The sequence below is a fragment of the Streptomyces sp. WAC06614 genome, assembly GCF_003949795.1.
Taxonomy (GTDB): domain Bacteria; phylum Actinomycetota; class Actinomycetes; order Streptomycetales; family Streptomycetaceae; genus Streptomyces.
Map to the genome: position 1 here is coordinate 1 of NZ_RPRY01000021.1, position 22,436 is coordinate 22,436.

The 22,436-nt window shown below is 72.0% G+C and carries 18 protein-coding genes; 14 read left to right on the forward strand and 4 right to left on the reverse strand.

Annotated elements, in window-relative coordinates; genetic code table 11:
• Positions 1-23: 23 nt before the first annotated feature.
• The 7 genes from EF918_RS04855 (at position 24) to EF918_RS04885 (ending at position 10,532) form a co-directional block, all read left to right on the forward strand.
• Positions 24-944, forward strand: coding sequence for a 2-hydroxyacid dehydrogenase (locus tag EF918_RS04855; protein ID WP_125641366.1), 921 nt, complete (start codon positions 24-26; stop codon positions 942-944).
• A 345-nt stretch (positions 945-1,289) separates the two neighbouring features.
• Positions 1,290-4,136 carry a bifunctional diguanylate cyclase/phosphodiesterase gene (locus EF918_RS04860; RefSeq protein ID WP_260609799.1) on the forward strand — a complete coding sequence of 949 codons (2,847 nt, stop codon included), beginning with the start codon at positions 1,290-1,292 and terminating at the stop codon, positions 4,134-4,136.
• A 231-nt stretch (positions 4,137-4,367) separates the two neighbouring features.
• On the forward strand, positions 4,368-6,257 hold the full coding sequence (locus EF918_RS04865; RefSeq protein ID WP_125641269.1) for an acetolactate synthase large subunit: 1,890 nt from the start codon (positions 4,368-4,370) through the stop codon (positions 6,255-6,257).
• Positions 6,258-6,289: 32 nt separating this feature from the next.
• Entirely contained in the window at positions 6,290-6,814 is a 525-nt protein-coding gene (ilvN, locus tag EF918_RS04870) for an acetolactate synthase small subunit (RefSeq protein WP_125641272.1), read from the forward strand.
• Positions 6,815-6,941: 127 nt separating this feature from the next.
• Positions 6,942-7,943 carry a ketol-acid reductoisomerase gene (gene ilvC / locus EF918_RS04875; protein ID WP_125641275.1) on the forward strand — a complete coding sequence of 334 codons (1,002 nt, stop codon included), beginning with the start codon at positions 6,942-6,944 and terminating at the stop codon, positions 7,941-7,943.
• A 283-nt stretch (positions 7,944-8,226) separates the two neighbouring features.
• The gene (gene serA / locus EF918_RS04880; RefSeq protein ID WP_125641278.1) at positions 8,227-9,816 is read left to right on the forward strand and encodes a phosphoglycerate dehydrogenase; all 1,590 of its coding nucleotides are present in this window, start codon (positions 8,227-8,229) and stop codon (positions 9,814-9,816) included.
• A gap of 137 nt (positions 9,817-9,953) precedes the next feature.
• Entirely contained in the window at positions 9,954-10,532 is a 579-nt protein-coding gene (locus EF918_RS04885) for a TetR/AcrR family transcriptional regulator (protein WP_125641281.1), read from the forward strand.
• Positions 10,533-10,544: 12 nt separating this feature from the next.
• On the opposite strand, the gene EF918_RS04890 is transcribed toward EF918_RS04885, so the two are convergent.
• A complete protein-coding gene (locus EF918_RS04890; protein ID WP_125641284.1) occupies positions 10,545-11,813 on the reverse strand; it encodes a CdaR family transcriptional regulator in 1,269 nt (422 codons plus the stop codon).
• Between the two features lie 197 nt (positions 11,814-12,010).
• On the opposite strand from EF918_RS04890, the gene EF918_RS04895 reads away from it, so the two are divergent.
• From EF918_RS04895 to EF918_RS04905, 3 genes are all read left to right on the forward strand, one after another.
• The gene (locus EF918_RS04895; RefSeq protein ID WP_125641287.1) at positions 12,011-12,937 is read left to right on the forward strand and encodes a proline dehydrogenase family protein; all 927 of its coding nucleotides are present in this window, start codon (positions 12,011-12,013) and stop codon (positions 12,935-12,937) included.
• A gap of 34 nt (positions 12,938-12,971) precedes the next feature.
• A complete protein-coding gene (gene pruA, locus EF918_RS04900; protein WP_125641291.1) occupies positions 12,972-14,603 on the forward strand; it encodes an L-glutamate gamma-semialdehyde dehydrogenase in 1,632 nt (543 codons plus the stop codon).
• 79 nt (positions 14,604-14,682) lie between these two features.
• On the forward strand, positions 14,683-15,198 hold the full coding sequence (locus tag EF918_RS04905) for a MarR family winged helix-turn-helix transcriptional regulator (RefSeq protein WP_125641294.1): 516 nt from the start codon (positions 14,683-14,685) through the stop codon (positions 15,196-15,198).
• Here EF918_RS04905 and EF918_RS04910 read toward each other — a convergent pair.
• On the reverse strand, positions 15,195-15,893 hold the full coding sequence (locus EF918_RS04910) for a nitroreductase family protein (protein WP_125641297.1): 699 nt from the start codon (positions 15,891-15,893) through the stop codon (positions 15,195-15,197). The two genes, EF918_RS04905 and EF918_RS04910, sit on opposite strands and share 4 nt — an antisense overlap.
• Positions 15,894-15,970: 77 nt before the next feature.
• Between EF918_RS04910 and EF918_RS04915 the strand changes: the two genes are divergently transcribed.
• Positions 15,971-16,516 (forward strand): GNAT family N-acetyltransferase, encoded by a 546-nt coding sequence (locus EF918_RS04915; RefSeq protein WP_125641300.1) that lies wholly within the window; start codon positions 15,971-15,973, stop codon positions 16,514-16,516.
• A 10-nt stretch (positions 16,517-16,526) separates the two neighbouring features.
• On the opposite strand, the gene EF918_RS04920 is transcribed toward EF918_RS04915, so the two are convergent.
• Together EF918_RS04920 and EF918_RS04925 are read right to left on the reverse strand one after the other, a co-directional pair.
• Positions 16,527-18,572: a phosphocholine-specific phospholipase C gene (locus EF918_RS04920; RefSeq protein WP_125641303.1), complete on the reverse strand. Its 2,046-nt coding sequence runs from the start codon at positions 18,570-18,572 to the stop codon at positions 16,527-16,529.
• A gap of 124 nt (positions 18,573-18,696) precedes the next feature.
• Positions 18,697-19,707, reverse strand: a complete 1,011-nt coding sequence (locus EF918_RS04925) for an NADP-dependent oxidoreductase (RefSeq protein WP_125641306.1) — start codon at positions 19,705-19,707, stop codon at positions 18,697-18,699.
• Between the two features lie 101 nt (positions 19,708-19,808).
• Between EF918_RS04925 and EF918_RS04930 the strand changes: the two genes are divergently transcribed.
• The 3 genes from EF918_RS04930 (at position 19,809) to EF918_RS04935 (ending at position 22,218) form a co-directional block, all read left to right on the forward strand.
• Positions 19,809-20,690 (forward strand): LysR family transcriptional regulator, encoded by an 882-nt coding sequence (locus tag EF918_RS04930; RefSeq protein ID WP_125641309.1) that lies wholly within the window; start codon positions 19,809-19,811, stop codon positions 20,688-20,690.
• Positions 20,691-20,949: 259 nt separating this feature from the next.
• Positions 20,950-21,087, forward strand: coding sequence for a hypothetical protein (locus EF918_RS36760; protein WP_185921595.1), 138 nt, complete (start codon positions 20,950-20,952; stop codon positions 21,085-21,087).
• Positions 21,088-21,177: 90 nt separating this feature from the next.
• Positions 21,178-22,218, forward strand: a complete 1,041-nt coding sequence (locus EF918_RS04935; RefSeq protein ID WP_125641312.1) for a 3-isopropylmalate dehydrogenase — start codon at positions 21,178-21,180, stop codon at positions 22,216-22,218.
• Positions 22,219-22,436 lie beyond the last annotated feature (218 nt).

The window sequence follows — 22,436 nt, forward strand, 5'->3', positions numbered from 1 at the left end:
CCGCCGCCCGCCCCGACGTATGGCTGCCCTTCCCCGCCGAGGAGGTCCCGGGGCTGCCCGACGCCTTCGACTACCGCCACTGGGACGGGGAGGAGGAGTTCCCCGCCGACCCGGCCGACTGCGTCTTCTACGTCACCCCGTACATGAAGTCCCCCGAGGTCACGCTGCGCCCCGTCGTGCACATGCCGCGGCTGGCGGTGCTGCAGACCCTCACCGCCGGCATCGACCACGTCCTCGGCGGGCTCGACCGGCTGGCCCCCGGCGTCACGCTGTGCAACGCGCGCGGCGTCCACGACGCGAGCACCGCCGAACTCGCCCTCGCCCTCACCCTCGCCTCCCTGCGCGGCCTGCCCGGCATGGTGCGCGGCCAGGACCGCGAGGAGTGGCGGTTCGGCTTCTACGAGGCCCTGGCCGACAAGGTGGTGCTGATCGTCGGCTACGGGGCGGTCGGCGAGGCGATCGAGGACCGGCTCGTGCCGTTCGAGTGCGCGCGGGTGCTGCGCGTCGCGCGCTCGGGGCGCACCACCGTGCGCGGCCCCGTGCACGCCCTCGCCGACCTGCCGGACCTGCTGCCCGGCGCGGACGTGGTCATCCTGTGCACCCCGCTCACCGAGCAGACCCGGGGCCTGGCCGGGGCCGAGTTCCTGGCCCGGATGAAGGACGGGGCCCTGCTGGTGAACGTGGCCCGCGGCCCGGTCGTGGACACCGGCGCCCTGCTCGCCGAGCTCCGGGAAGGCCGGCTGCGCGCCGCCCTGGACGTGACCGACCCGGAGCCGCTGCCCGCCGGGCACCCGCTGTGGCACGCCCCGCACGTCCTCATCACGCCCCATGTCGGCGGGAGCAGCTCCGCGTTCGAGCCCCGCGCCAAGCGGCTGCTCGCCCGCCAGCTCACCCGTTTCGCCGAGGGCGGGACGCTGGAGAACGCGGTATTGATCACCGAATGAGCCCGATGATGCACACTCCGCGATCACTCGGGCGCGGACTGTATCACCGACTCCTCATATCGTCACGCAGCGTAGAGCATCTATATCCCTGAGTGACGAAAGTGGTGTATCGTCCGGAACAAGGGGCTGCGCCACGAACGTCTGGCGCTGGGGAGTGATCGGACACTTTGGGGGGCGACGGGCGATGCACGGCCAATGGACGAACGACCCGACGCGGCAGAGCCGCCCGGAGCGCAGCGGGTGCGCACCGGACACCGCCCGAGGAGCGGACCGGTGAGCGCCCCCGGCACGCTCGTGGCCCGGCCGCCGGCCACCGGCGGCGCGGGCGGCACCGGCCGGAGCCTGATGGCCCAGCTGCTGCTCGCCCTCCTGTGCGGCGGGTACGCCGTCGGCGCCGGCCTCGGCTGGGGCTCGCCGGAGATCGCCCTCGTCATGGGCGACTTCGGCCTGGCCGCCGCGGGCGCGCTGGCCGCCGTCTCCTGCTACCACTACGCCCGCACCCACCGCTCCCGCGAGCGCCCCGCCTGGCTGCTGTTCGCCTTCTCCTCCCTCATGGGCGCCTGCGGCAACACGGTCTGGGGCTGGTACGAGGTCGTCCTCGGCCGGGAGGTGCCGCAGCCCTCGGTCGCCGACTTCGCCTTCCTCTGCTTCGCGCCGCCCGCCATCGTCGGCCTGCTCGTCCTCGCCAAGCGCCCCGTCACCCGGGCCGGCTGGGTCTGCCTCGCCCTCGACTCCTGGCTCATCGGCGGCTCGCTGCTCACCCTCTCCTGGAGCCTGGCCCTCGCGCACGCCGCGCAGACCGCCCAGGACGGCGCCCCCGGCAGCGTCCCGCGGGCCGCCCTCTCCCTGGCCTACCCGCTGCTGGACATCGCCCTGGTCTCGATGGTGCTGGTCCTGCACTTCCGGCGCTCCCCGGGCAACCGCTCGGCGGTCAACACCGCCATCGCCGCGCTCGCCCTCACCGTGCTCAGCGACGCCCTGTTCACCTCGCCGCTGCTGCGCGCCAACTACCAGTCCGGCCAGCTCCTCGACGCCGGCTGGTTCGCCGGCTCGCTGCTGCTCGCCTACGCGCCCTGGGGGGCCCGCCGGCTCGGGTACGGCCAGGAGGGCTCCGGGCCGCCGCGGGGTCCCCGCCCGGTCAGCCGCCCCCTCACCGGCTCGCTGCCCGCCCTCACCCCGTACCTGGCCGCCGCGGTGTGCACCCTCGGCATCCTCTACAACGTGGACGGCCGCAAGATCGACCGGATGGTCGTCTTCACCGGCTGCACGGTGGTCCTCGCGCTGGTGATCCGCCAGGGGATCATGCTGCTCGACAACATCGCGCTCACCCAGGAGCTGGCCCAGAAGGAGAACCACTTCCGCTCCCTGGTCCAGGGATCCAGCGACGTCATCATGATCGCCGCCCCCACCGGCACCCTGCGCTACGTCAGCCCCGCCGCGGCCGGGGTCTACGGCCGCGACGCCGAGGAGCTGGTCGGCACCCAGCTCGCCGACCTGATCCATCCCGACGACCTCGGCGGGGTCGTCCACGAGGTCCGCCGCTTCCTCGCCGCACCGCCCGCCGAGGAGCCGACCACCCGCATCGAGTGCCGCTTCAAGTCCGGCAGCGGCGAATGGCTGAACGTCGAGTCCACCGTCAACCGCCACCAGGGCGGCCTGATCCTCAACAGCCGGGACGTCACCGAACGCGTCCGCCTCCAGGCCCAGCTCCAGCACAGCGCCGAGCACGACCCGCTGACCGACCTGCCCAACCGGGCCCTGTTCACCCGCAGGGTCCGCCAGGCCCTGACCGGCCGGCGGGCCGGCGACCACAGCACGGCCGTGCTCTTCATCGACCTCGACGGCTTCAAGGCCGTCAACGACACCATCGGCCACCAGGCCGGCGACGAACTGCTCGTGGAGGCCGCGCGCCGGCTCCACGACTCCGTCCGCGCCGGGGACACCGCCGCCCGCCTCGGCGGCGACGAGTTCGCCGCGCTGATCCTCGGTGACGGCAGCCGGGACCGCAGTGCCCGCGCCCACCAGGTCCACGAGATCGCCGACCGGCTGCGCACCACCCTGTCCCAGCCGTACCGGATCTCCGGGCACGAGGTCCGGGTCGCCGCCAGCATCGGCGTGGCCTTCGCCGACCCCGGCATCACCCCCTCGGACCTCATGCGCAACGCCGACCTGGCGATGTACCGCGCCAAGGCCGGGGGCAAGGACCGGGTCGAGCTGTACGCCCCCCAGATGCAGGCCGAGGTGGTCCGCAGGGCCGAGCTGGCCGGGCGGCTGCGCACCGCGCTCCACGAGGGCGAGTTCGCCCTGCTCCACCAGCCCGTCGTCTGCCTGGCCACGGGTGAGATCACCGCGGTGTCCGCCCAGGCCCGCTGGCGTTCCGCCCAGGGCATCCTCTTCACCCCCGCCGAGTTCCTCCGGGTGGCCGAGCAGAACGAGGGCGCAGCCGCTCCCGACCACCCGGCCGGGGCGGCCGGCCGTACTGCCGAGCTGGGCCGCTGGCTGCTGGAGGAGGCCGTGGAGCAGGCCGCCGACCGCCGTCACGCCGGGCACGACGTCCCCGTGGCCGTCCGGATGACCGCCCAGCGGCTCCTGGACCTGGGAGTCCCCACGGCGGCAGCCGGGGGAGGCGTCCCGCTGGGCTCGGTGGAGGCCCTGCTGTCCCGGCACGGCGTCCCCTCGGGCGCCCTGGTGCTGGAGCTGGCCCTGTGCGACCCCCGGGTCCCCTTCGACGACCTGGAGCGCCGCCTGACCGCCCTGCGCCGCCTCGGGGTGCGCATCGCCCTGGACGGCTTCGGCAGCGGCTACGCGGCCATCAGCGCGCTGCGCCGGCTCCCCGTGGACCTGCTCAAGCTCGACCGGGGGCTGGTCGAGGGAGTGGTGGAATCGGCCAGACTGCACAAGATCACAGCAGGTTTGTTGCGCATTGCAAATGACTTGGGCATGCAATCCGTGGCCGACGGGGTGGACCTTCCGGAGCAGGTGCTCGCCCTGCGCGCCATGGGCTGCACGCACGGCCAGGGCATGGCCTTTTCCGGCCCCCTGGACGAATACCGGCTGCGGCGCGCCCTGGCGAGGAGTACGTTTCCAGTACCGGGCGGGGCGGCCCAGCCTGCCTTGGCCGGTGGTTCCCTGGGGGGTTCGATGGCCATCCACAGAGGCTCAAATAATGAGACGCCCGTCCCACCCACTTGACATCCACCTCCCGGCGGAGGGAGGGTCTGTGCCATGCGCACCCGAATTCTCGTACTTGGAAAGCGCGTCGGCTGAAGCCGGGACCGACCTGTCCCCGCTCCGCACACCCGACGCGCTCCCCTCGCTTGCCTGACGGCACGAGGGGTTTTTTGTTGCACTGGCACACGTCGCATACCGCCACAAACGCCGCTAACGCCGAATCCTCGTAAAACCCTCAGCTTCGAGAAGAGAATGCCGATGACCGAGCAGGCCTCCGGGGCCCACCATCCGCAGCCGCGGGCCCGTTCCGCCGGCGGACCGCAGCCCGCCGCAGTTGAGCACGTCACGGGTGCGCAGTCCCTCATCCGTTCTCTCGAAGAGGTGGGGTGCGACACCGTCTTCGGCATCCCGGGCGGCGCCATCCTCCCGGCGTACGACCCGATGATGGACTCGCAGAAGGTCCGTCACATCCTGGTCCGGCACGAGCAGGGCGCCGGCCACGCCGCCACCGGCTACGCGCAGGCCACCGGCAAGGTCGGCGTCTGCATGGCCACCTCCGGGCCGGGCGCCACCAACCTGGTCACGCCCATCGCCGACGCCCACATGGACTCCGTCCCGCTCGTCGCGATCACCGGCCAGGTCTCCTCCAAGGCGATCGGCACCGACGCCTTCCAGGAGGCGGACATCGTCGGCATCACCATGCCGATCACCAAGCACAACTTCCTGGTCACCAAGGCCGAGGACATCCCGCGCACGATCGCCGAGGCCTTCCACATCGCCTCCACCGGCCGCCCCGGCCCGGTCCTGGTCGACATCGCCAAGGACGCCCTCCAGGCCCGCACCACCTTCACCTGGCCGCCCACCACGGACCTGCCCGGTTACCGGCCGGTCACCAAGCCGCACGCCAAGCAGATCCGCGAGGCGGCCAAGCTGATCACCCAGGCCAAGCGGCCGGTGCTGTACGTCGGCGGCGGCGTGATGAAGTCCGGCGCCACGGCCGAGCTGAAGGTCCTCGCCGAGCTGACCGGCGTCCCCGTCACCACCACCCTGATGGCGCTGGGCTCCTTCCCCGACAGCCACCCCCTGCACGTCGGCATGCCCGGCATGCACGGCGCGGTCACCGCCGTCACGGCCCTGCAGAAGGCCGACCTGCTCATCGCGCTCGGCACCCGCTTCGACGACCGCGTCACCGGCAAGCTCGACAGCTTCGCCCCGTACGCCAAGGTCATCCACGCGGACATCGACCCGGCCGAGATCGGCAAGAACCGGGCCGTCGACGTCCCGATCGTCGGGGACGCCCGCGAGGTCATCGCCGACCTGGTCCAGGCCGTCCAGCAGGAGCACACCGAGGGCAACACCGGCGACTACAGCGCCTGGTGGAAGGACCTCAACCGCTGGCGCGAGACCTACCCGCTGGGCTACGACCTGCCCGAGGACGGCATGCTCTCCCCGCAGCAGGTCATCCAGCGGATCGGCCAGCTCGCCCCCAAGGGCACCGTCTACGCGGCCGGCGTCGGCCAGCACCAGATGTGGGCCTCGCACTTCATCGACTACGAGGAGCCCCGCACCTGGCTCAACTCCGGCGGCGCCGGAACCATGGGCTACGCGGTCCCGGCCGCGATGGGCGCCAAGGTCGGCATGCCGGACCGTACGGTCTGGGCGATCGACGGCGACGGATGTTTCCAGATGACCAATCAGGAACTGGTCACCTGTGCCCTGAACAACATCCCGATCAAGGTCGCGATCATCAACAACGGTGCGCTGGGCATGGTCCGACAGTGGCAGACCCTGTTCTACAACCAGCGGTACTCCAACACCGTCCTGCACGCCGACGACACCGGCCACGACACGGTCGGCTCCCAGCTCGGCGAGTCCACCGCCCCCCGCAAGGGCACCCGCGTCCCGGACTTCGTGAAGCTCTCCGAGGCCATGGGCTGCGTGGCCCTGCGCTGCGAGGACCCGGCCGACCTGGACAAGGTCATCGCCGAGGCCAACGCGATCAACGACCGTACGGTGGTCATCGACTTCATCGTCCACGAGGACGCCATGGTCTGGCCGATGGTCGCCGCCGGCACCTCCAACGACGAGGTCATGGCAGCCCGGGGCGTCCGTCCCGACTTCGGCGACAACGAAGACGACTGAGCCGAGAGAGCGAAAGAGAGAGAACGACGCACATGTCCAAGCACACGCTCTCCGTCCTGGTCGAGAACACGCCCGGCATCCTCGCCCGGATCGCCGCCCTGTTCTCCCGCCGCGGGTTCAACATCGACTCCCTCGCGGTCGGGGTCACCGAGCACCCCGACATCTCGCGCATCACGATCGTCGTGAACGTCGAGGACCTCCCGCTGGAGCAGGTCACCAAGCAGCTCAACAAGCTGGTCAACGTCCTGAAGATCGTCGAGCTGGAGCCGACCGCGGCGATCCAGCGCGAGCTGGTCCTCGTCAAGGTCCGCGCCGACAACGAGACCCGCTCGCAGATCGTCGAGATCGTCCAGCTCTTCCGCGCCAAGACGGTCGACGTCTCCCCGGAGGCCGTCACCATCGAGGCCACCGGCGGCGCCGACAAGCTCGAAGCGATGCTCAAGATGCTGGAGCCGTTCGGCATCAAGGAGCTCGTCCAGTCGGGCACGATCGCCATAGGGCGTGGCGGCCGGTCCATCACGGACCGCAGCCTGCGGGCCCTGGACCGCAGCGCCTGATCCGGGCGGTGCCGGGGCCCCCTCCGGGGCCCCGGCCGCCGACCTCTCGCATCCCGAGACCAGCACACCGAATTCCGTTCCCCGCCGTACGGTGGGAGCAACACCAGCGCACCAAGGAGATATCCCAGTGGCCGAGCTGTTCTACGAGAACGACGCCGACCTGTCCATCATCCAGGGCCGCAAGGTCGCGGTCATCGGCTACGGCAGCCAGGGCCACGCCCACGCGCTGTCGCTGCGCGACTCCGGCGTCGACGTCCGCGTCGGCCTGCAGGAGGGCTCCAAGTCCAAGGTGAAGGCCGAGGAGCAGGGTCTGCGCGTCGTCTCGGTGGCCGAGGCCGCCGAGGAGGCCGACGTCATCATGATCCTGACCCCGGACCCGATCCAGGCGAAGGTCTACGAGGAGTCCATCAAGAACCACCTCAAGGACGGCGACGCGCTGTTCTTCGGCCACGGCTTCAACGTCCGCTACGGCTTCATCAAGCCCCCGGCCAACGTGGACGTCGCCCTGGTCGCCCCCAAGGGCCCGGGCCACCTGGTGCGCCGTCAGTACGAGGAGGGCCGCGGTGTCCCGTGCATCGCCGCCGTCGAGCAGGACGCGACGGGCAACGCCTTCGCGCTCGCGCTGTCGTACGCGGCCGGCATCGGCGGCACCCGCGCCGGCGTCATCAAGACCACCTTCACCGAGGAGACCGAGACCGACCTGTTCGGTGAGCAGGCCGTCCTCTGCGGCGGCGCCTCCGCGCTGGTCAAGGCGGGCTTCGAGGTCCTGACCGAGGCCGGCTACCAGCCGGAGATCGCCTACTTCGAGTGCCTGCACGAGCTGAAGCTCATCGTCGACCTCATGTACGAGGGCGGCCTGGAGAAGATGCGCTGGTCCGTCTCCGAGACCGCCGAGTGGGGCGACTACGTCACCGGCCCGCGCATCATCACCGACGCCACCAAGGCCGAGATGAAGAAGGTCCTCGCCGAGATCCAGGACGGCACCTTCGCCGAGACCTGGATGGCCGAGTACCAGGCCGGTCTGCCCAAGTACAACGAGTACAAGAAGGCGGACGAGGAGCACCTGCTGGAGACCACCGGCAAGAAGCTCCGCAAGCTGATGAGCTGGGTCTCCGACGACGAGAGCTGAGCCCGGCGGTAGGGGCCGGGACGCGAGCGTCCCGGCCCCTTCGTCCCTACGGTCCGTAGCCGCTTGTCCACCCTGGCCAACCCCGGACGGGTGATCTCTCCGGACAGGCGGAAAACCGGTCCCTCCGCGCCACTACACTGCTCAACACATACGCGTCAGGCCCACAGTGTCGTGCGTCTTCCACGCGGCTAGCCCCTCCACCGCCTGCGGCCGTCGGGACGGCCGTCCTCCCCCGCAGCGCTGCGCGCGCGGGAGGTGCCCCCATGGATATGTGAGGACCCACGTGAGCTCGAAACCTGTCGTACTGATCGCCGAGGAGCTGTCGCCCGCCACCGTCGAGGCGCTCGGCCCGGACTTCGAGATCCGGCACTGCAACGGCGCCGACCGCGCCGAGCTGCTGCCCGCGATCGTGGACGTCGACGCCATCCTGGTCCGCTCCGCGACCAAGGTCGACGCCGAGGCGATCGGCGCCGCGAAGAAGCTGAAGGTCATCGCCCGGGCCGGGGTCGGCCTCGACAACGTCGACGTCTCCACCGCCACCAAGGCCGGTGTGATGGTCGTCAACGCCCCGACCTCCAACATCGTCACCGCCGCCGAGCTCGCCTGCGGTCTGCTGATCGCCACCGCCCGCCACATCCCGCAGGCCAACACCGCCCTGAAGAACGGCGAGTGGAAGCGCAGCAAGTACACCGGTGTCGAGCTCAGCGAGAAGACCCTCGGCGTCGTCGGCCTCGGCCGCATCGGTGTCCTGGTCGCCCAGCGGATGGCCGCCTTCGGCATGAAGGTCGTCGCCTACGACCCCTACGTCCAGCCCGCGCGCGCCGCCCAGATGGGCGTCAAGATGCTCTCGCTCGACGAGCTGCTGGAGGCCGCCGACTTCATCACCGTGCACCTGCCCAAGACCCCCGAGACCCTCGGTCTCATCGGGGACGAGGCCCTGCACAAGGTGAAGCCGTCCGTCCGGATCGTGAACGCCGCCCGTGGCGGGATCGTGGACGAGGCCGCGCTGTACACCGCGCTCAAGGAGGGCCGGGTCGCCGGCGCCGGCCTCGACGTGTACGCGAAGGAGCCCTGCACGGACTCCCCGCTGTTCGAGCTCGACCAGGTCGTGTGCACCCCGCACCTCGGCGCGTCCACGGACGAGGCCCAGGAGAAGGCCGGTATCGCGGTCGCCCGTTCGGTGCGCCTGGCGCTCGCCGGTGAGCTGGTCCCGGACGCGGTCAACGTCCAGGGCGGGGTCATCGCCGAGGACGTCCGCCCGGGCCTGCCGCTCGCCGAGAAGCTCGGCCGCATCTTCACCGCGCTCGCGGGCGAGGTCGCGGTCCGGCTCGACGTCGAGGTCTGCGGCGAGATCACCCAGCACGATGTGAAGGTGCTCGAACTCTCCGCGCTCAAGGGCGTGTTCGAGGACGTGGTCGACGAGACCGTCTCCTACGTCAACGCTCCGCTGTTCGCGCAGGAGCGCGGTGTCGAGGTGCGCCTGACCACCAGCTCGGAGTCCCCGGACCACCGCAACGTGGTGATCGTGCGCGGCACCCTGGCCGACGGCCAGGAGGTCTCGGTCTCCGGCACCCTGGCGGGCCCCAAGCACCTGCAGAAGATCGTGGGCGTCGGCGAGTACGACGTGGACCTGGCGCTGGCCGACCACATGGTCGTCCTGCGCTACACCGACCGCCCGGGTGTCGTCGGCGCGGTCGGCCGGGTGCTCGGCGAGGCCGGGCTGAACATCGCCGGCATGCAGGTCGCCCGTACCGAGGAGCACGGCGAGGCGCTCGCGGTCCTCACCGTGGACGCGGCCGTACCGGCGACCGTCCTGACCGACATCGCCGAGGAGATCGGCGCCACCTCGGCCCGCTCGGTCAACCTGAGCTGACGCGGCGCACGGCACAGGCCGGAGAAGGCCGAAAGGGCCCGGGGATCTCCCCGGGCCCTTCGTCGTCCTCGCAGCACAGCGGCTATACGTTCGTATGAGACTTCCGTCTGGAACGCTTGTCTTGATAAGGTCCCGGCATGGGACACAAGGAAGATCTCCTCGAAGGTGCCAAGAAGTGCCTGGTCGAGAAGGGTTTCGTGCGCACCACGGCACGCGACATCGTCAACGCCTCGGGTGCCAACCTCGCCTCGATCGGCTACCACTACGGCTCCAAGGACGCCCTGCTCACCCAGGCGTTCGTGGAACTGGTCCAGGAGTGGGGCGACGCCTTCCCGGCCGACCGCCCGGGGGAGGGCGGCTCCCTGGAGCGCTTCCGCGGGTTCTGGGAGGGCGTGCTGGCCCAGCGGGACACGGCCCGCCCCGTGTGGAGCGCCAGCCTGGAGGTGGCCCTCCAGCCCGACCGGATGCCCGAGCTGCGGACCCTGCTCGCCGCCTCGCAGGGCGAGGGCCGGCGCGGCCTGGTGGCGATGCTGACCGACCTCCCGGAGGAGGACCTCTCCGACCGTGACACCCGGACCCTCGGCGCCTTCTACCAGGTACTGCTGAACGGCCTGATGGTCCAGTGGATGTTCGACCCGGACACGGCCGTCTCCGCCGAGGAACTCACCGAGGGCATGCGCCGGGCGGCCGAGGCCATGGTGGGACGGCAGGCGTAGTCGCGCCCCGGCTCAGCCCAGCAGCCGGGCCGACTTCAGGGCCATGTGGAGGAGCAGGCGGTCCTCGCCCTCGTCCAGGTCGAGGCCGGTGAGCTGCTCCACCCGGGACAGGCGGTAGTACAGCGTCTGGCGGTGGATGCCGAGGGCGGCCGCCGCGCGGCCGGCCTGGCCGGCGCAGTCCAGGAACACCTCGGCGGTGCGGGCCAGTTCGGGATGGGCCGAGTTCAGCAGGGCCCGGGTCGCCGGATCGGGCGGGGCCGCCGCGGCGAGGGTGGACAGCATCCGGTACGGGCCGATCTCCGCCCAGCGGGCCACCGGCCCCAGCCGCGGCTGGGCCGCCCCGGCGCGGGCCGCCGCCACGGCCTGGTCCCAGGCCCCGGCGAGCTCGGCCAGGTTCCGTACGGGTTCGGACACCCCGGCGGTGCGGACGGGCCCCGACGCCGCGCCCGTGCGCGGCCCGGTGGGGGACCCTTGCGGGTCCTTCGGCAGCAGGCGGCCGGCCGTGTGCAGCGCGGGGGTCAGGGTGTCCGGCGTACGCAGGCGCACCAGTACGGCCAGGACCTGGCCGGAGCCGCTCTCCGCCGGGGCCCCGGCGCCGGGGCCCGGGCCGGGGGCGTCGCCGGGCTCGGGGCCGTCCGCGGGGCGCAGGGCCGGCGCCACGCAGACCGCTGCCGCCCCCGGTACCGACGGCGGCGCCTCGCCGGGCCACGGTGCCACGCAGACCAGGGCGTGCGGGCCGTCCGCCGCCGCGCCGAGGGCCACCCGCAGGGCGGCCACCGCCATGTCCCGCTGCCGGCCGGGGCCCGCGGTGAGCACCGCGCGGAACTCCCGCGAGAGGTCGGCGCCGGCCTTGGCCTCCTCGGCCAGCAGCACCCCGATCCGGGCCGCCACCTCCATGGCCGCGTCCAGCTGGGCGGCGTCCGGGCCGGGGCCGCCGCCGGGGCCGGACTCGGCGTCGAGCAGCCAGACGTAGCCCTGGACGATCCCGCGGTAGCGCACCGGCAGGCAGATCCGGCCCCGGAACACCCCCGCCTCCGGGGCGGCCGGGATCCGGACCGGGCCGGTGGCCCGGGCGATCCCGAAGCCCTCGAACCAGGAGCGGACGGCCGGCGTCGACTGCCGGGTGAGGATCGAGCGGGTCCGGACCGGGTCCATCGCCAGGTCGTCCTCGCTGTCGTGCGCGCCGAAGGCGATCAGGCGGAAATCCCGGTTCTCCAGGGTCGCGGGGGCGCCCAGCAGCGCCGAGATCTCGTCCACCAGGTCCTGGTAATCGCCCTTCACCCGCACATTCTCCCACCCGGGGGCCCCGTCCTCAGACATCTGTATGAGATCCGGGACACGGATGCGTGACAGCTGTCGATGGCCGACGATCGTGGAGATCCTTAGGTTTCACGGTGGTTCTACTTGCGTTCCTTTTACGGACACGGCCTTCACTGGCGCATGTGTCCGGCCTTTCTGCCACCCGTTGGAGGTGCCCCGTGCTGGGTCCCGCGATCCTCGCCGCCTCGCGCAGCGACAAGATGCGCCGAATCGTCTCTGCCGCCCCGGTGACCAAGCCCGTGGTGAACCGGTTCATCCCCGGTGAGACGGTCGACCAGGTCATCCCGATCGTCTCGGACCTGGCGGCCAAGGGCCTGGAGGTCACCCTCGACGTGGTCGGCGAGGACATCACCACGGTGGAGCAGTCCTACGCCGCCCGGGACGCCTACCTGGAGCTCGTCGAGCGCCTGAAGGACCTGGGCCTGGGCGAGCGCGCCGAGATGTCCGTCAAGCTGTCGATGTTCGGCCAGGCCCTCCCCGGCGGCCACGAACTGGCCCTGGCCAACGTCCGCCCGGTCGTCGAGGCCGCCGCCGCCATCGGTACCACCGTCACCCTGGACGCCGAGGACCACACCACCCTCGACTCGATGTTCGCCATCCACGAGGAGCTGCGGAAGGACTTCCCGCAGACCGGCTGCGTGATCCAGGCCTACCTGTTCCGCACCGAGGCCGACGCCCGGCGCCTGGCCGCCGCCGGCAGCCGCGTCCGCATCGTCAAGGGCGCCTACAAGGAGCCCGCCGAGGTCGCGTACCAGAACAAGGCCGAGATCGACAAGGCGTACGTCCGCATCCTCAAGGTCCTCATGGAGGGCGAGGGCTACCCGATGATCGGGTCCCACGACCCGCGGCTGATCGCCATCACCCAGGAGCTCGCCCGACAGACCGGGCGCAAACTGGACGAGTACGAGTTCCAGATGCTGTACGGCATCCGCAGCGAGGAGCACCTGCGGCTCGCCGCCGAGGGTCACCGCATGCGCGTCTACACCGCGTACGGGACGGACTGGTACGGCTACTTCATGCGCCGCCTCGCGGAGAAGCCGGCCAACCTCCTCTTCTTCGTCCGCTCGATGATCACCAAGAACTAGGCCCGAGAAACTAGGTCAAGGAGTTAGAAGACTCATGGACGCTGTGACCCAGGTCCCCGCGCCGGTCAACGAGCCGGTCCACTCGTACGCCCCCGGCAGCCCGGAGCGCGCACGGCTGGAGGCCCAGCTCAAGCTGCTGGCCGAGAACCCGATCGAGCTGCCGATGACGATCGGCGGCGTCAAGCGGATGGGCGGCGGCGAGCGCTTCGACGTCGTGCAGCCGCACGACCACCGCTCGGTCCTCGGCACCTACGCCAACGCCACCCAGGACGACGCCCGCGACGCCGTGAACGCCGCCCTGGCCGCCGCCCCGGCCTGGCGCGCGATGTCCTTCGACGACCGCGCCGCGATCATCCTGCGCGCCGCCGAGCTGCTCGCCGGCCCCTGGCGCGAGAAGCTGGCCGCCTCCACCATGCTCGGCCAGTCCAAGACCGCCCAGCAGGCCGAGATCGACACCCCGTGCGAGCTCGTCGACTTCTGGCGCTTCAACGTGCACTTCGCCCGGCAGATCCTCGCCGAGCAGCCGGTCGCCAACTCCGCCGGCGTGTGGAACCGCAGCGACCACCGCCCGCTGGAGGGCTTCGTCTACGCGATCACGCCGTTCAACTTCACGGCCATCGCGGGCAACCTGCCCACCGCCCCCGCCCTGATGGGCAACGTGGTGGTCTGGAAGCCGTCCCCGACCCAGACCCACTCCGCCGTGCTGCTCATGGAGCTGCTGGAGGAGGCCGGCCTGCCCAAGGGCGTCATCAACCTGGTCACCGGCGACGGCATCGCCGTCTCCGAGGTCGCCCTGAACCACCCGGAGCTCGCGGGCATCCACTTCACCGGTTCGACCAAGACCTTCCAGTACCTGTGGAAGACGGTCGGCACCAACATCGAGACGTACAAGTCCTACCCGCGCCTGGTCGGCGAGACCGGCGGCAAGGACTTCGTCGTCGCCCACCCGTCGGCCGACCGCGCCGTGCTGAAGACCGCGCTGACCCGCGGCTCCTTCGAGTTCCAGGGCCAGAAGTGTTCGGCGTCCTCCCGCGCCTACATCCCGGCCTCCATCTGGAACGACGGCTTCAAGGAGCAGTTCGCCGCCGAGGTCGACGGCCTGACCATGGGCCCGGTCACCGACCTGTCGAACTTCATCGGCGCCGTCATCGACGCGCGCTCGTTCGCCAAGAACAAGGCCGCGATCGACCGCGCCAAGGCCGACCCGACCTGCACCATCGTCGCCGGCGGCACCTACGACGACTCCGAGGGCTACTTCGTGCGCCCCACCGTCATCGAGTGCACCGACCCGGAGAACGAGGTCTTCACGACCGAGTACTTCGGCCCCATCCTGGCCGTCCACGTCTACGAGGACGACCAGTACGACGCGATGCTGGAGCAGATGGAGTCCGTCTCGGCCTACGCCCTGACCGGCTCGGTCATCGCCGGCGACCGTTACGCGGCCGCCCACACGATGGACAAGCTCCGCTTCGCCGCGGGCAACTTCTACATCAACGACAAGTCGACCGGCGCCGTCGTCGGCCAGCAGCCCTTCGGCGGCGGCCGTGCCTCGGGCACCAACGACAAGGCCGGCGCGGCCTCCAACCTGCTGCGCTGGGTCTCGACCCGGTCCATCAAGGAGACCCTGGTCCCGCCGACCGAGTACGGCTACCCGCACATGGGCTGATCCGACGCCCCCTGCGAACCCCGCCCCCGTTCCGGACTTGGGGGTACCGGAGCGGGGGCGGTTTGCCTAGGCTGCGCCCATGACCCGCCACGCCACCCGGCCGCGCGCCTCAGGACACCTGCACTCCCTGCCCAGCTGGCTCCTGGGCCGGCTCGCCGCCCGCGGGCGGGCCGAGATGGGCCGGGCCCTGGCCGCCGAGGGGCTGCGGCCGCCGCACCACGCGGTGCTCGCCGCGGTCGCCGAGGACGGGCCGGTGGCCCAGGCCGACCTCGGGCGGCGGCTCGCCATCGACCCCAAGGACCTGGTGGGCATCCTGAACCACCTGGAGGACCGGGGCCTGGCCCTGCGCACGCCCGACCCCCGCGACCGGCGCAAGAACGCCGTCACCCTCACCCGGGCCGGGGCCAAGGTCCTGCGGCGCTGCACGGCGCTCGCCGAGGAGGCCAACGCCGCGCTGCTGGCCCCGCTCGCCCCCGCCGAGCAGGCCACCCTGACCGAGCTGCTGGCCCGGCTGTACGCGGCCGGACGCGCCGCGGACGAGCGGGGCGGGCAGGAGGGGGCCGGCGGCGAGCGGGCCGGGGACGACCGCGCCTAGACCTCGACCATCACCTGGTCGAGGGATTTGCGGACCAGGTCCGGCACCTCGCAGTCGTCCGCCGGATAGCCCACCGGGATCACTGCGAAGGCCTTCTCGTTCTCCGGGCGGTGCAGCACGTGCGCGAGGAAGCGCATCGGGCTCGGGGTGTGGATCAGCGCCGCCAGCCCGCTCAGGTGCAGGGCGGTCAGCAGCATCCCCACCGCGATGCCGACCGACTCGTCGACGTAGTAGTGCTTGCGCTTGGTGCCGTCCGGCCCGAGCCAGTACCGCTGCTGGAAGACCACGATCAGGGCCGGCGCGTCCGTCAGGTGCGTCTTGACCGCGTCCGTGCCCAGGGGGCGCAGCGCCGCCAGCCACTCGTCGCCGAGCCGGCCGTCGTAGGAGATCTCCTCCTCCTGCTCGGCCGCCGCCCGGATCTGCCGGCGCACCTCGGGGTCCTTGACCAGGACGAACGTCCACGGCTGCTGGTGCGCGCCGGAGGGCGCGGTCGCCGCACAGGCGATGGCGTCCTTGACGACCTGCTCGGGGACCGGGTCCGGGGCGAACCGGCGCACGGTGCGCCGCTCGTCCATCCGGATCCGCAACGCGGCGGCCCGGGCCAGGGATTCGGTGCTCGGCATGCGGTCGGGGCGGTACGCGACGGGCCGGTAGGGCTCGCCGTGGGTGGGGATCCACTGGGTCGTAGGCGACATGGGGTGAGTGTGCGACGGCCCCCGCGTCCGCTGCCAGGCACGCACCGGCCGAATCCTGGCGCGGGCAGACTGGTCGTATGACCGATACACGGACACGGCTGGCTCACACCGCTCGGCTCGGCAGAACCACCTTGGAGGAGATCCGCGGCCTGCTCGACGCCGCCTTCGACGGCGACTTCTCCGACGAGGACTTCGAGCACGGGCTCGGCGGGATGCACGCCCTGGTCCACCGGGACGGGGAACTGGTGGCGCACGGCAGCGTGGTGCAGCGCCGGGTGGTCCACGGCGGGCGGGCCCTGCGCACCGGCTACGTGGAGGCCGTCGCGGTCCGCGCGGACCGGCGCCGCCAAGGCCTCGGCACCATCGTGATGGACGCCTTGGAGCAGGTGATCGGCCGGGCGTACGTCCTGGGCGCCCTGTCCGCCTCGGACGAGGGCGCCGCCCTCTACGCCGCCCGCGGCTGGCGGGTCTGGGACGGCCGGATCGGCGCCCTCGCGCCCCGGGGGCCGGTCAGGCTCCCGCAGGAGGAGGGCTCGACCTGGCTGTGGACGCCGCCCGGCGGGTCCTGGCCTGACCCCGCCGGGCAGCTCCTGTTCGACTGGCGCGACGGCGACGTGCTCTAGCGCCGGGCTGCTACGAGCCCGAGACGCTGGGCCGGCCCGTCTCGATGTGGCCGGTGTAGCGGCGCGACCAGGTGCCGTCGATGTCGGCCAGGATCGTGAAGTCGTACCAGCCGTTGGAGTAGGCGACCGCGTTGAAGTAGTCCTCGCGGGAGGAGTTCGCCGGGACGGTGTACGTCCACGGGCCGTCCTGGCGGTAGGCGTTGGCGCGGACGGTGAAGGTGACCGGGGAGGCGGAGGTGTTGGTCATCCTGAACCAGATGGCCGTCTTCCCGGTGCCCGACTCCACGCCGTAGCGGGCCGCCACCTCGATCGCCCGGCCGGCCTTGGACGCGTCGCCGATGAAGCGCCGCAGGAAGCGGTTGGGGCCGTACATCGAGATGTCGTACTTGCCCGAGCCGCTGCCGAGGCCGATGTGGAAGAAGTCGGACGCGGTGCCGCCCGGGTCCACCGTGTACGGGTAGGGGGTGGTGTCCCGGTGCTGGTGCGGGTGGATCGAGAAGTGCGCCGCCCGGGTGGCCTGCGCGCCCTGGTTGGTCATCGAGAACCAGGCCAGGATCTGGCCCGCGGCCCCGAACTCCAGCCGGTCCAGGTTCCCGTTGGGCTGGTAGGGCAGCGCCCGGGCGGGGCGGGTGCCCGGCTCCTGGGCGGGCAGGGCGTTGTCCTGCGGGACCGGGTTGGGCAGCGGGGCGCAGGTGCTCTGGCCGATGACCTTGGCCGTGGAGGGCAGGCCCGCGGGGACGCCGTAGAGGGGGCGGGCGAAGTCGAAGACGCCGGTGAGGTCGCCGACGATTTTGCGCCGCCAGGCGCTGATGTGGGGGCACAGGGCCGGGGTGCCCAGGGCCGTCGTCCAGGTCTCCATGAAGCGCAGCACGGAGGTGTGGTCGAAGACCTCCGAGCTCACCCAGCCGCCGCGGGTCCAGGGCGACATCACCAGCATCGGTACCCGGAAGCCGAGGCCGATCGGGACCCCGTCGAGGAACTCGCCGGGGGTGCCGGCCGGGGGCACCGGCGGCGGGACGTGGTCGAAGAAGCCGTCGTTCTCGTCGTAGTTGAGGAACAGGACGGTGGAGTCGAAGACCTCCGGGTTCGCCGCGAGCGCCCGGTGGACCAGGTCCACGAAGTGCGCACCGTCGCCGGGCGGGGCGTACGGGTGCTCCGAGAAGGCCTCGCTGGCCACCACCCAGGACACCTGCGGCAGGGTCCCGGCGACCACGTCGGCGCGGATCGCGGCCGCGATGTCGTCCGGGGTGGAGCCGGTCACCTTCGGGACCGAGGCCATGCCGCGGTCCCACAGCGGGTCGCCGGGGCCGGCGTCGGTGAAGCGCTTGAAGTAGGCCAGGCCGTTGTCGCCGTAGTTGTCCTGGGCGTTCTGGTAGACCTTCCAGGTCATCCCGGCCCGCTGGAGTGCCTCGGCGTACGTCTCCCAGGTCAGGCCGTGCTCCTCGCCGCCGTCCTTGCTGGAGCCGTCGATCGTGCCGCTCCACAGGAAGGTGCGGTTGGGGCCCGTGGCGCTGAGCGTGGAGCAGTGGTAGGCGTCGCAGATGGTGTAGGCGTCGGCGAGGGCGTAGTGGAAGGGGATGTCACCGCGGTCGAGGTAGCCGAGGGTGCGGGTGTTGCCGACCCCCATGACCCAGTTGTCCATCCGGCCCTTGTTCCAGGCGGCGTGCTGCGAGGTCCAGCTGTGCGGCAGGTCGCCGTTGCACTGGGCGAGGGTCGCGCCGTCGACCCCGCCGGCCGGCGGGGTGGCGGACAGCTTCCACGGGTACTGCCGGCCGCCCCAGTTGGGCTGGTTGAAGGTCCCCCAGCCGCCGGGGATGTTCCCGGCGGCGCGGTCGCCGAAGCCGCGCACGCCCTTGAGCTTGCCGAAGTAGTGGTCGAAGCTGCGGTTCTCCTGCATCAGGATCACCACGTGCCGGACGTCCCGGATCGTTCCGGTCGCCGACTGCGCCGCCACCGACGCCGGCGCCGCCCCCGCGGGCAGGGCGGTCCCCGCCACGAGCCCGGCCCCGAGCCCCGCGCCGATGCCCACGAACCCTCTGCGGCTGATGGGAGTCATTGGCCCCGCCCGCCCTCCGTGTCCCGCGTGCCCCAGCGGCACGACCCAGGAAAGGGTGGGGGAGCGGCCTGCAAAGGTCTAGAACCGTGAGTGAAGGCTTTGGTTAATTTCCGGTGCAGGCCGTTCACCTGCCCAGCCGCACCAGCGTCTTGCCGGTGTTGGCCCCGTGCAGCATGCCGACGAAGGCGGCCACGGTCTGGTCGAACCCCTCGGTGACGGTGGCGTCCACACCGACCGCGCCGCTGCGCAGGTGCGGGACCAGGAACTCCTCCAGCTCGTCCTGGAGATTGGTGTGGTTCCGTACCAATACGCCTTCCAGACGCAGGGACTTGTGCACCACCTCGAACAGGTTGCGCGGCGCGGCCGGCGAACGGTCGCCGTTGTACATCGAGATGCCACCGACCCAGGCGATCCGCCCGTACTCCCGCAGGTGCGTGATGGCGCCCTCCAGATGGTCCCCGCCCACGTTGTCCACGTACACGTCGAGGCCGTCCGGGGCGGCCACCGCGAGCTGCTCGGCCACCGGCCCGTCGTGGTAGTCGAACGCCGCGTCCAGGCCCAGGTGTTCGGTGAGGTGGCGCACCTTGGCCGCCGAGCCGGCGCTGCCGACGATCCGCCGGGCCCCCAGCAGCCGGGCGAGGTGCGCGGTCGCGGTGCCCACCCCGCCCGCCGCGGCGGAGACGAACAGGTCCTCGCCCGCCCGCAGCCGCGCCGTCCGGGTCAGGGCCGCGTACGCCGTCAGGCCCGTACCGCCGAGGATGCTCAGGTAGGCCTCCAGCGGGACGCCCTCCCAGTTGCGCAGCTTGCGGGTGCCGGCGACGCCCGCGGTGACCACGGCATGGGTGCGCCAGCCCTCGCGGTGGAAGACCAGGTCGCCCTCGCTCAGGCCGGGGTCGCGCGAGGCGATGACCCGGCCGACCGAGCGGCCCTCCAGCGGGGCGTGGAGGGCGAAGCCGTCCGGGCCGCCGTCCATCAGGCCGCGGTGGTAGGGGTCCACGGAGAGCAGGAGGTTCTCGACCACGGCCGTGCCGGGGGCGGGGGAGGGGACGGGTGTGGTCACGTGGCGGAAGTCGGCGGCGGTGGGGAAGCCGGAGGGACGGGAGACCAGGTGCACTTCGTGTGCGGTGGCGTTCATGGACCCGACGCTAGGAAGGAATCGGCGGGCCGGGCAGAGGGTTGGGTTCATGGAAGCCGCACATCCATGAACGCCGCTCATACAACGAGGTGGGAGCCCCCGTGGCCGAGCTCGCTCCGCAGGAACTCCGGGTCCTGGTCGCCGTCGCCGACGCCGGCGGCTTCTCCGCCGCCGGGACCGCCCTGGGCCTGACCCAGTCCGCCGTCTCGCACTCCGTGCGCGGCAGCGAGGGCAAGATCGGGGCGGTGCTCTTCGAGCGGGGCCGCACCGGCGCCCGGCCCACCCCGGCCGGCGAGCGGGCGGTCGCCCACGCCCGCCGGATCCTGCGGCTCTACGAGGTCCTGGGCGCCGAGGCCCGCGGCGCCGGGCGCGGCGCCCTGGAGGGGACCCTGCGCATCGCGGCCTTCCGCAGCGCCGCCCTGCACCTGCTGCCCCCCGCCCTGGAGCGGCTCACCTCCCGGCACCCGGGCCTGCGCCCGGAGGTCCGGGTGGTGCGCGAACTCGGCGCCGGCACCGCCGGGGAGGTCGCCGAAGGGCGGGCCGACCTCGGCATCGCCACCCTGGGCGGCTCCGCCGCCGTACCGGCCGGGCTGCTGTCCGGGGCGCTGGTCGAGGAGCCGTACGCGCTGGTGCACCCGGCCGGGCATCCCGACCCGCGCTCGCTGCCGCTGCTGGACTGGGACGAGAACTGCGGCTCGTACACCCGGCAGTGGTGGGCCGCCCAGGACTGGATCCCGCGGGCCACGGTCAAGGCCGAGGACGACGGGATGGTGCTGACCATGGTCGGCCGGGGGCTGGGCATGGCGATCATGCCCGCGCTCTCCCTGGACGGAGCAACCGGCGCGGTCGAGATCGCCGACCTCGGGCCGGACCGCCCCACCCGCACCGTGGGCTACGTCACCACCCGCGAACAGGGCGCGACCCTGGCCGTCCAGGCGCTGATCAGGGAGTTGCGGGCGGGCCGGGAGCGCCCCGCCGGATGAGCCGGAGCCCCCGGGCGGCACCCTGCCGGGTGGTCGTCGTCTCAGATACTAGGAAGTCCGAGTAATTGCGCAGACATACAGCCCGTGCTGCCCTAGCTTGGTAGAAGCCGAACAGCTCGCCGATCCGGCGACGGCGGTCGACAGCGCGCGCCCCGCGCAGGCAACCCCTGCGGCGCACCGCTTCCCGCCCTCTACGGCGCCTTGAAGGAACCCCTCATCCGTGGCCCCGCCACGCCGTGATCTCAAGGAGTCGATCACCATGCACACGACCACCTCCGCCCCCGCCACCCGTCGCGTCCGGCACTCCTCCTCCACCGACGCCGACCGCCGCAACGCCGCCGCGGCCCTGCAGCGCGCCCTGGACCGCCGCGACAACGGCGGCGCCACCGGCCACTGAGGCCCGCGGACCGGACGAGCCCCAGACACGCCCCGTCCATATGGTGGACAGGGGCGTGTCAGGGGATGGGACAAGGAGTACGGTGCGGACATGGCGCACAGCATCAATCTCGCAGTGATCCCCGGCGACGGCATCGGCCAGGAAGTGGTGGCCCAGGGCCTGAAGGTCCTCACCGCCGTCCTGCCCGAGGACGTCAAGCTGGAGACCAAGCAGTACGACCTCGGCGCCCAGCGCTGGCACCGCACCGGGGAGACCCTCCCGGACGCGGAGCTGGAGGCGCTGCGGCACCACGACGCGATCCTGCTCGGCGCCATCGGTGACCCGTCGGTCCCCTCCGGCGTGCTGGAGCGCGGGCTGCTGCTGAAGCTGCGCTTCGCCTTCGACCACTTCGTCAACCTGAGGCCGTCGAAGCTGTTCCCGAACACCGCCACCCCGCTGGCCGGCCGGCCCGACATCGACTTCGTCGTCGTCCGCGAGGGCACCGAAGGCCCCTACACGGGCAACGGTGGCTCCCTGCGCACCGGCACCCCCGCCGAGGTGGCCACCGAGGTCAGCGTCAACACCGCGTACGGGGTCGAGCGGGTGGTCCGGGACGCGTACGAGCGGGCCAACTCCCGCCCCCGCAAGAAGCTGACGCTCGTCCACAAGAACAACGTCCTCGTGTACGCGGGCCACATGTGGAAGAACATCTTCGACAAGGTCGGCCAGGAGTACCCCGAGGTCACCACCGACTACCTGCACGTCGACGCCGCGACCATCTTCTTCGTGACCCAGCCCGAGCGCTTCGACGTCATCGTCACGGACAACCTCTTCGGTGACATCCTCACCGACCTGGCCGCCGCGGTCACCGGCGGCATCGGCCTGGCCGCCTCCGGGAACATCAACCCGACCGGCACCTTCCCGTCCATGTTCGAGCCCGTCCACGGCTCGGCCCCGGACATCGCGGGTACCGGCAAGGCCGACCCGACCGCGACGATCCTCTCCGTCGCCCTCCTGCTGCGCCACCTCGGCCACGAGGCCGAGGCCGCCCGGATCGAGGACGCGGTCTCCGCCGACCTGGCCGAGCGGGACGGGACGTTCCGTTCCACGGACCGGATCGGCGACGACCTCGCCGCGCGAGTAGCCGGCTGACCCGGCAGCTCCACCCCTGGAAGGCCGCCGGGCCGAGCACCACCCCCCGGCGGCTTTCCCTGTGCGGCCCCGGGTGCCACCATCTCCCTGGGCCGCTCCTTCCCGTTTCTCCGTGACCACCCCGCGCGCGATAATCGAACGCGAGGCCGCGGATTACGGGGAAGCTCGGACGTCCTGGTACGTCGTGAGAGCGGTCCGCCATACACAACCGGTGAAGG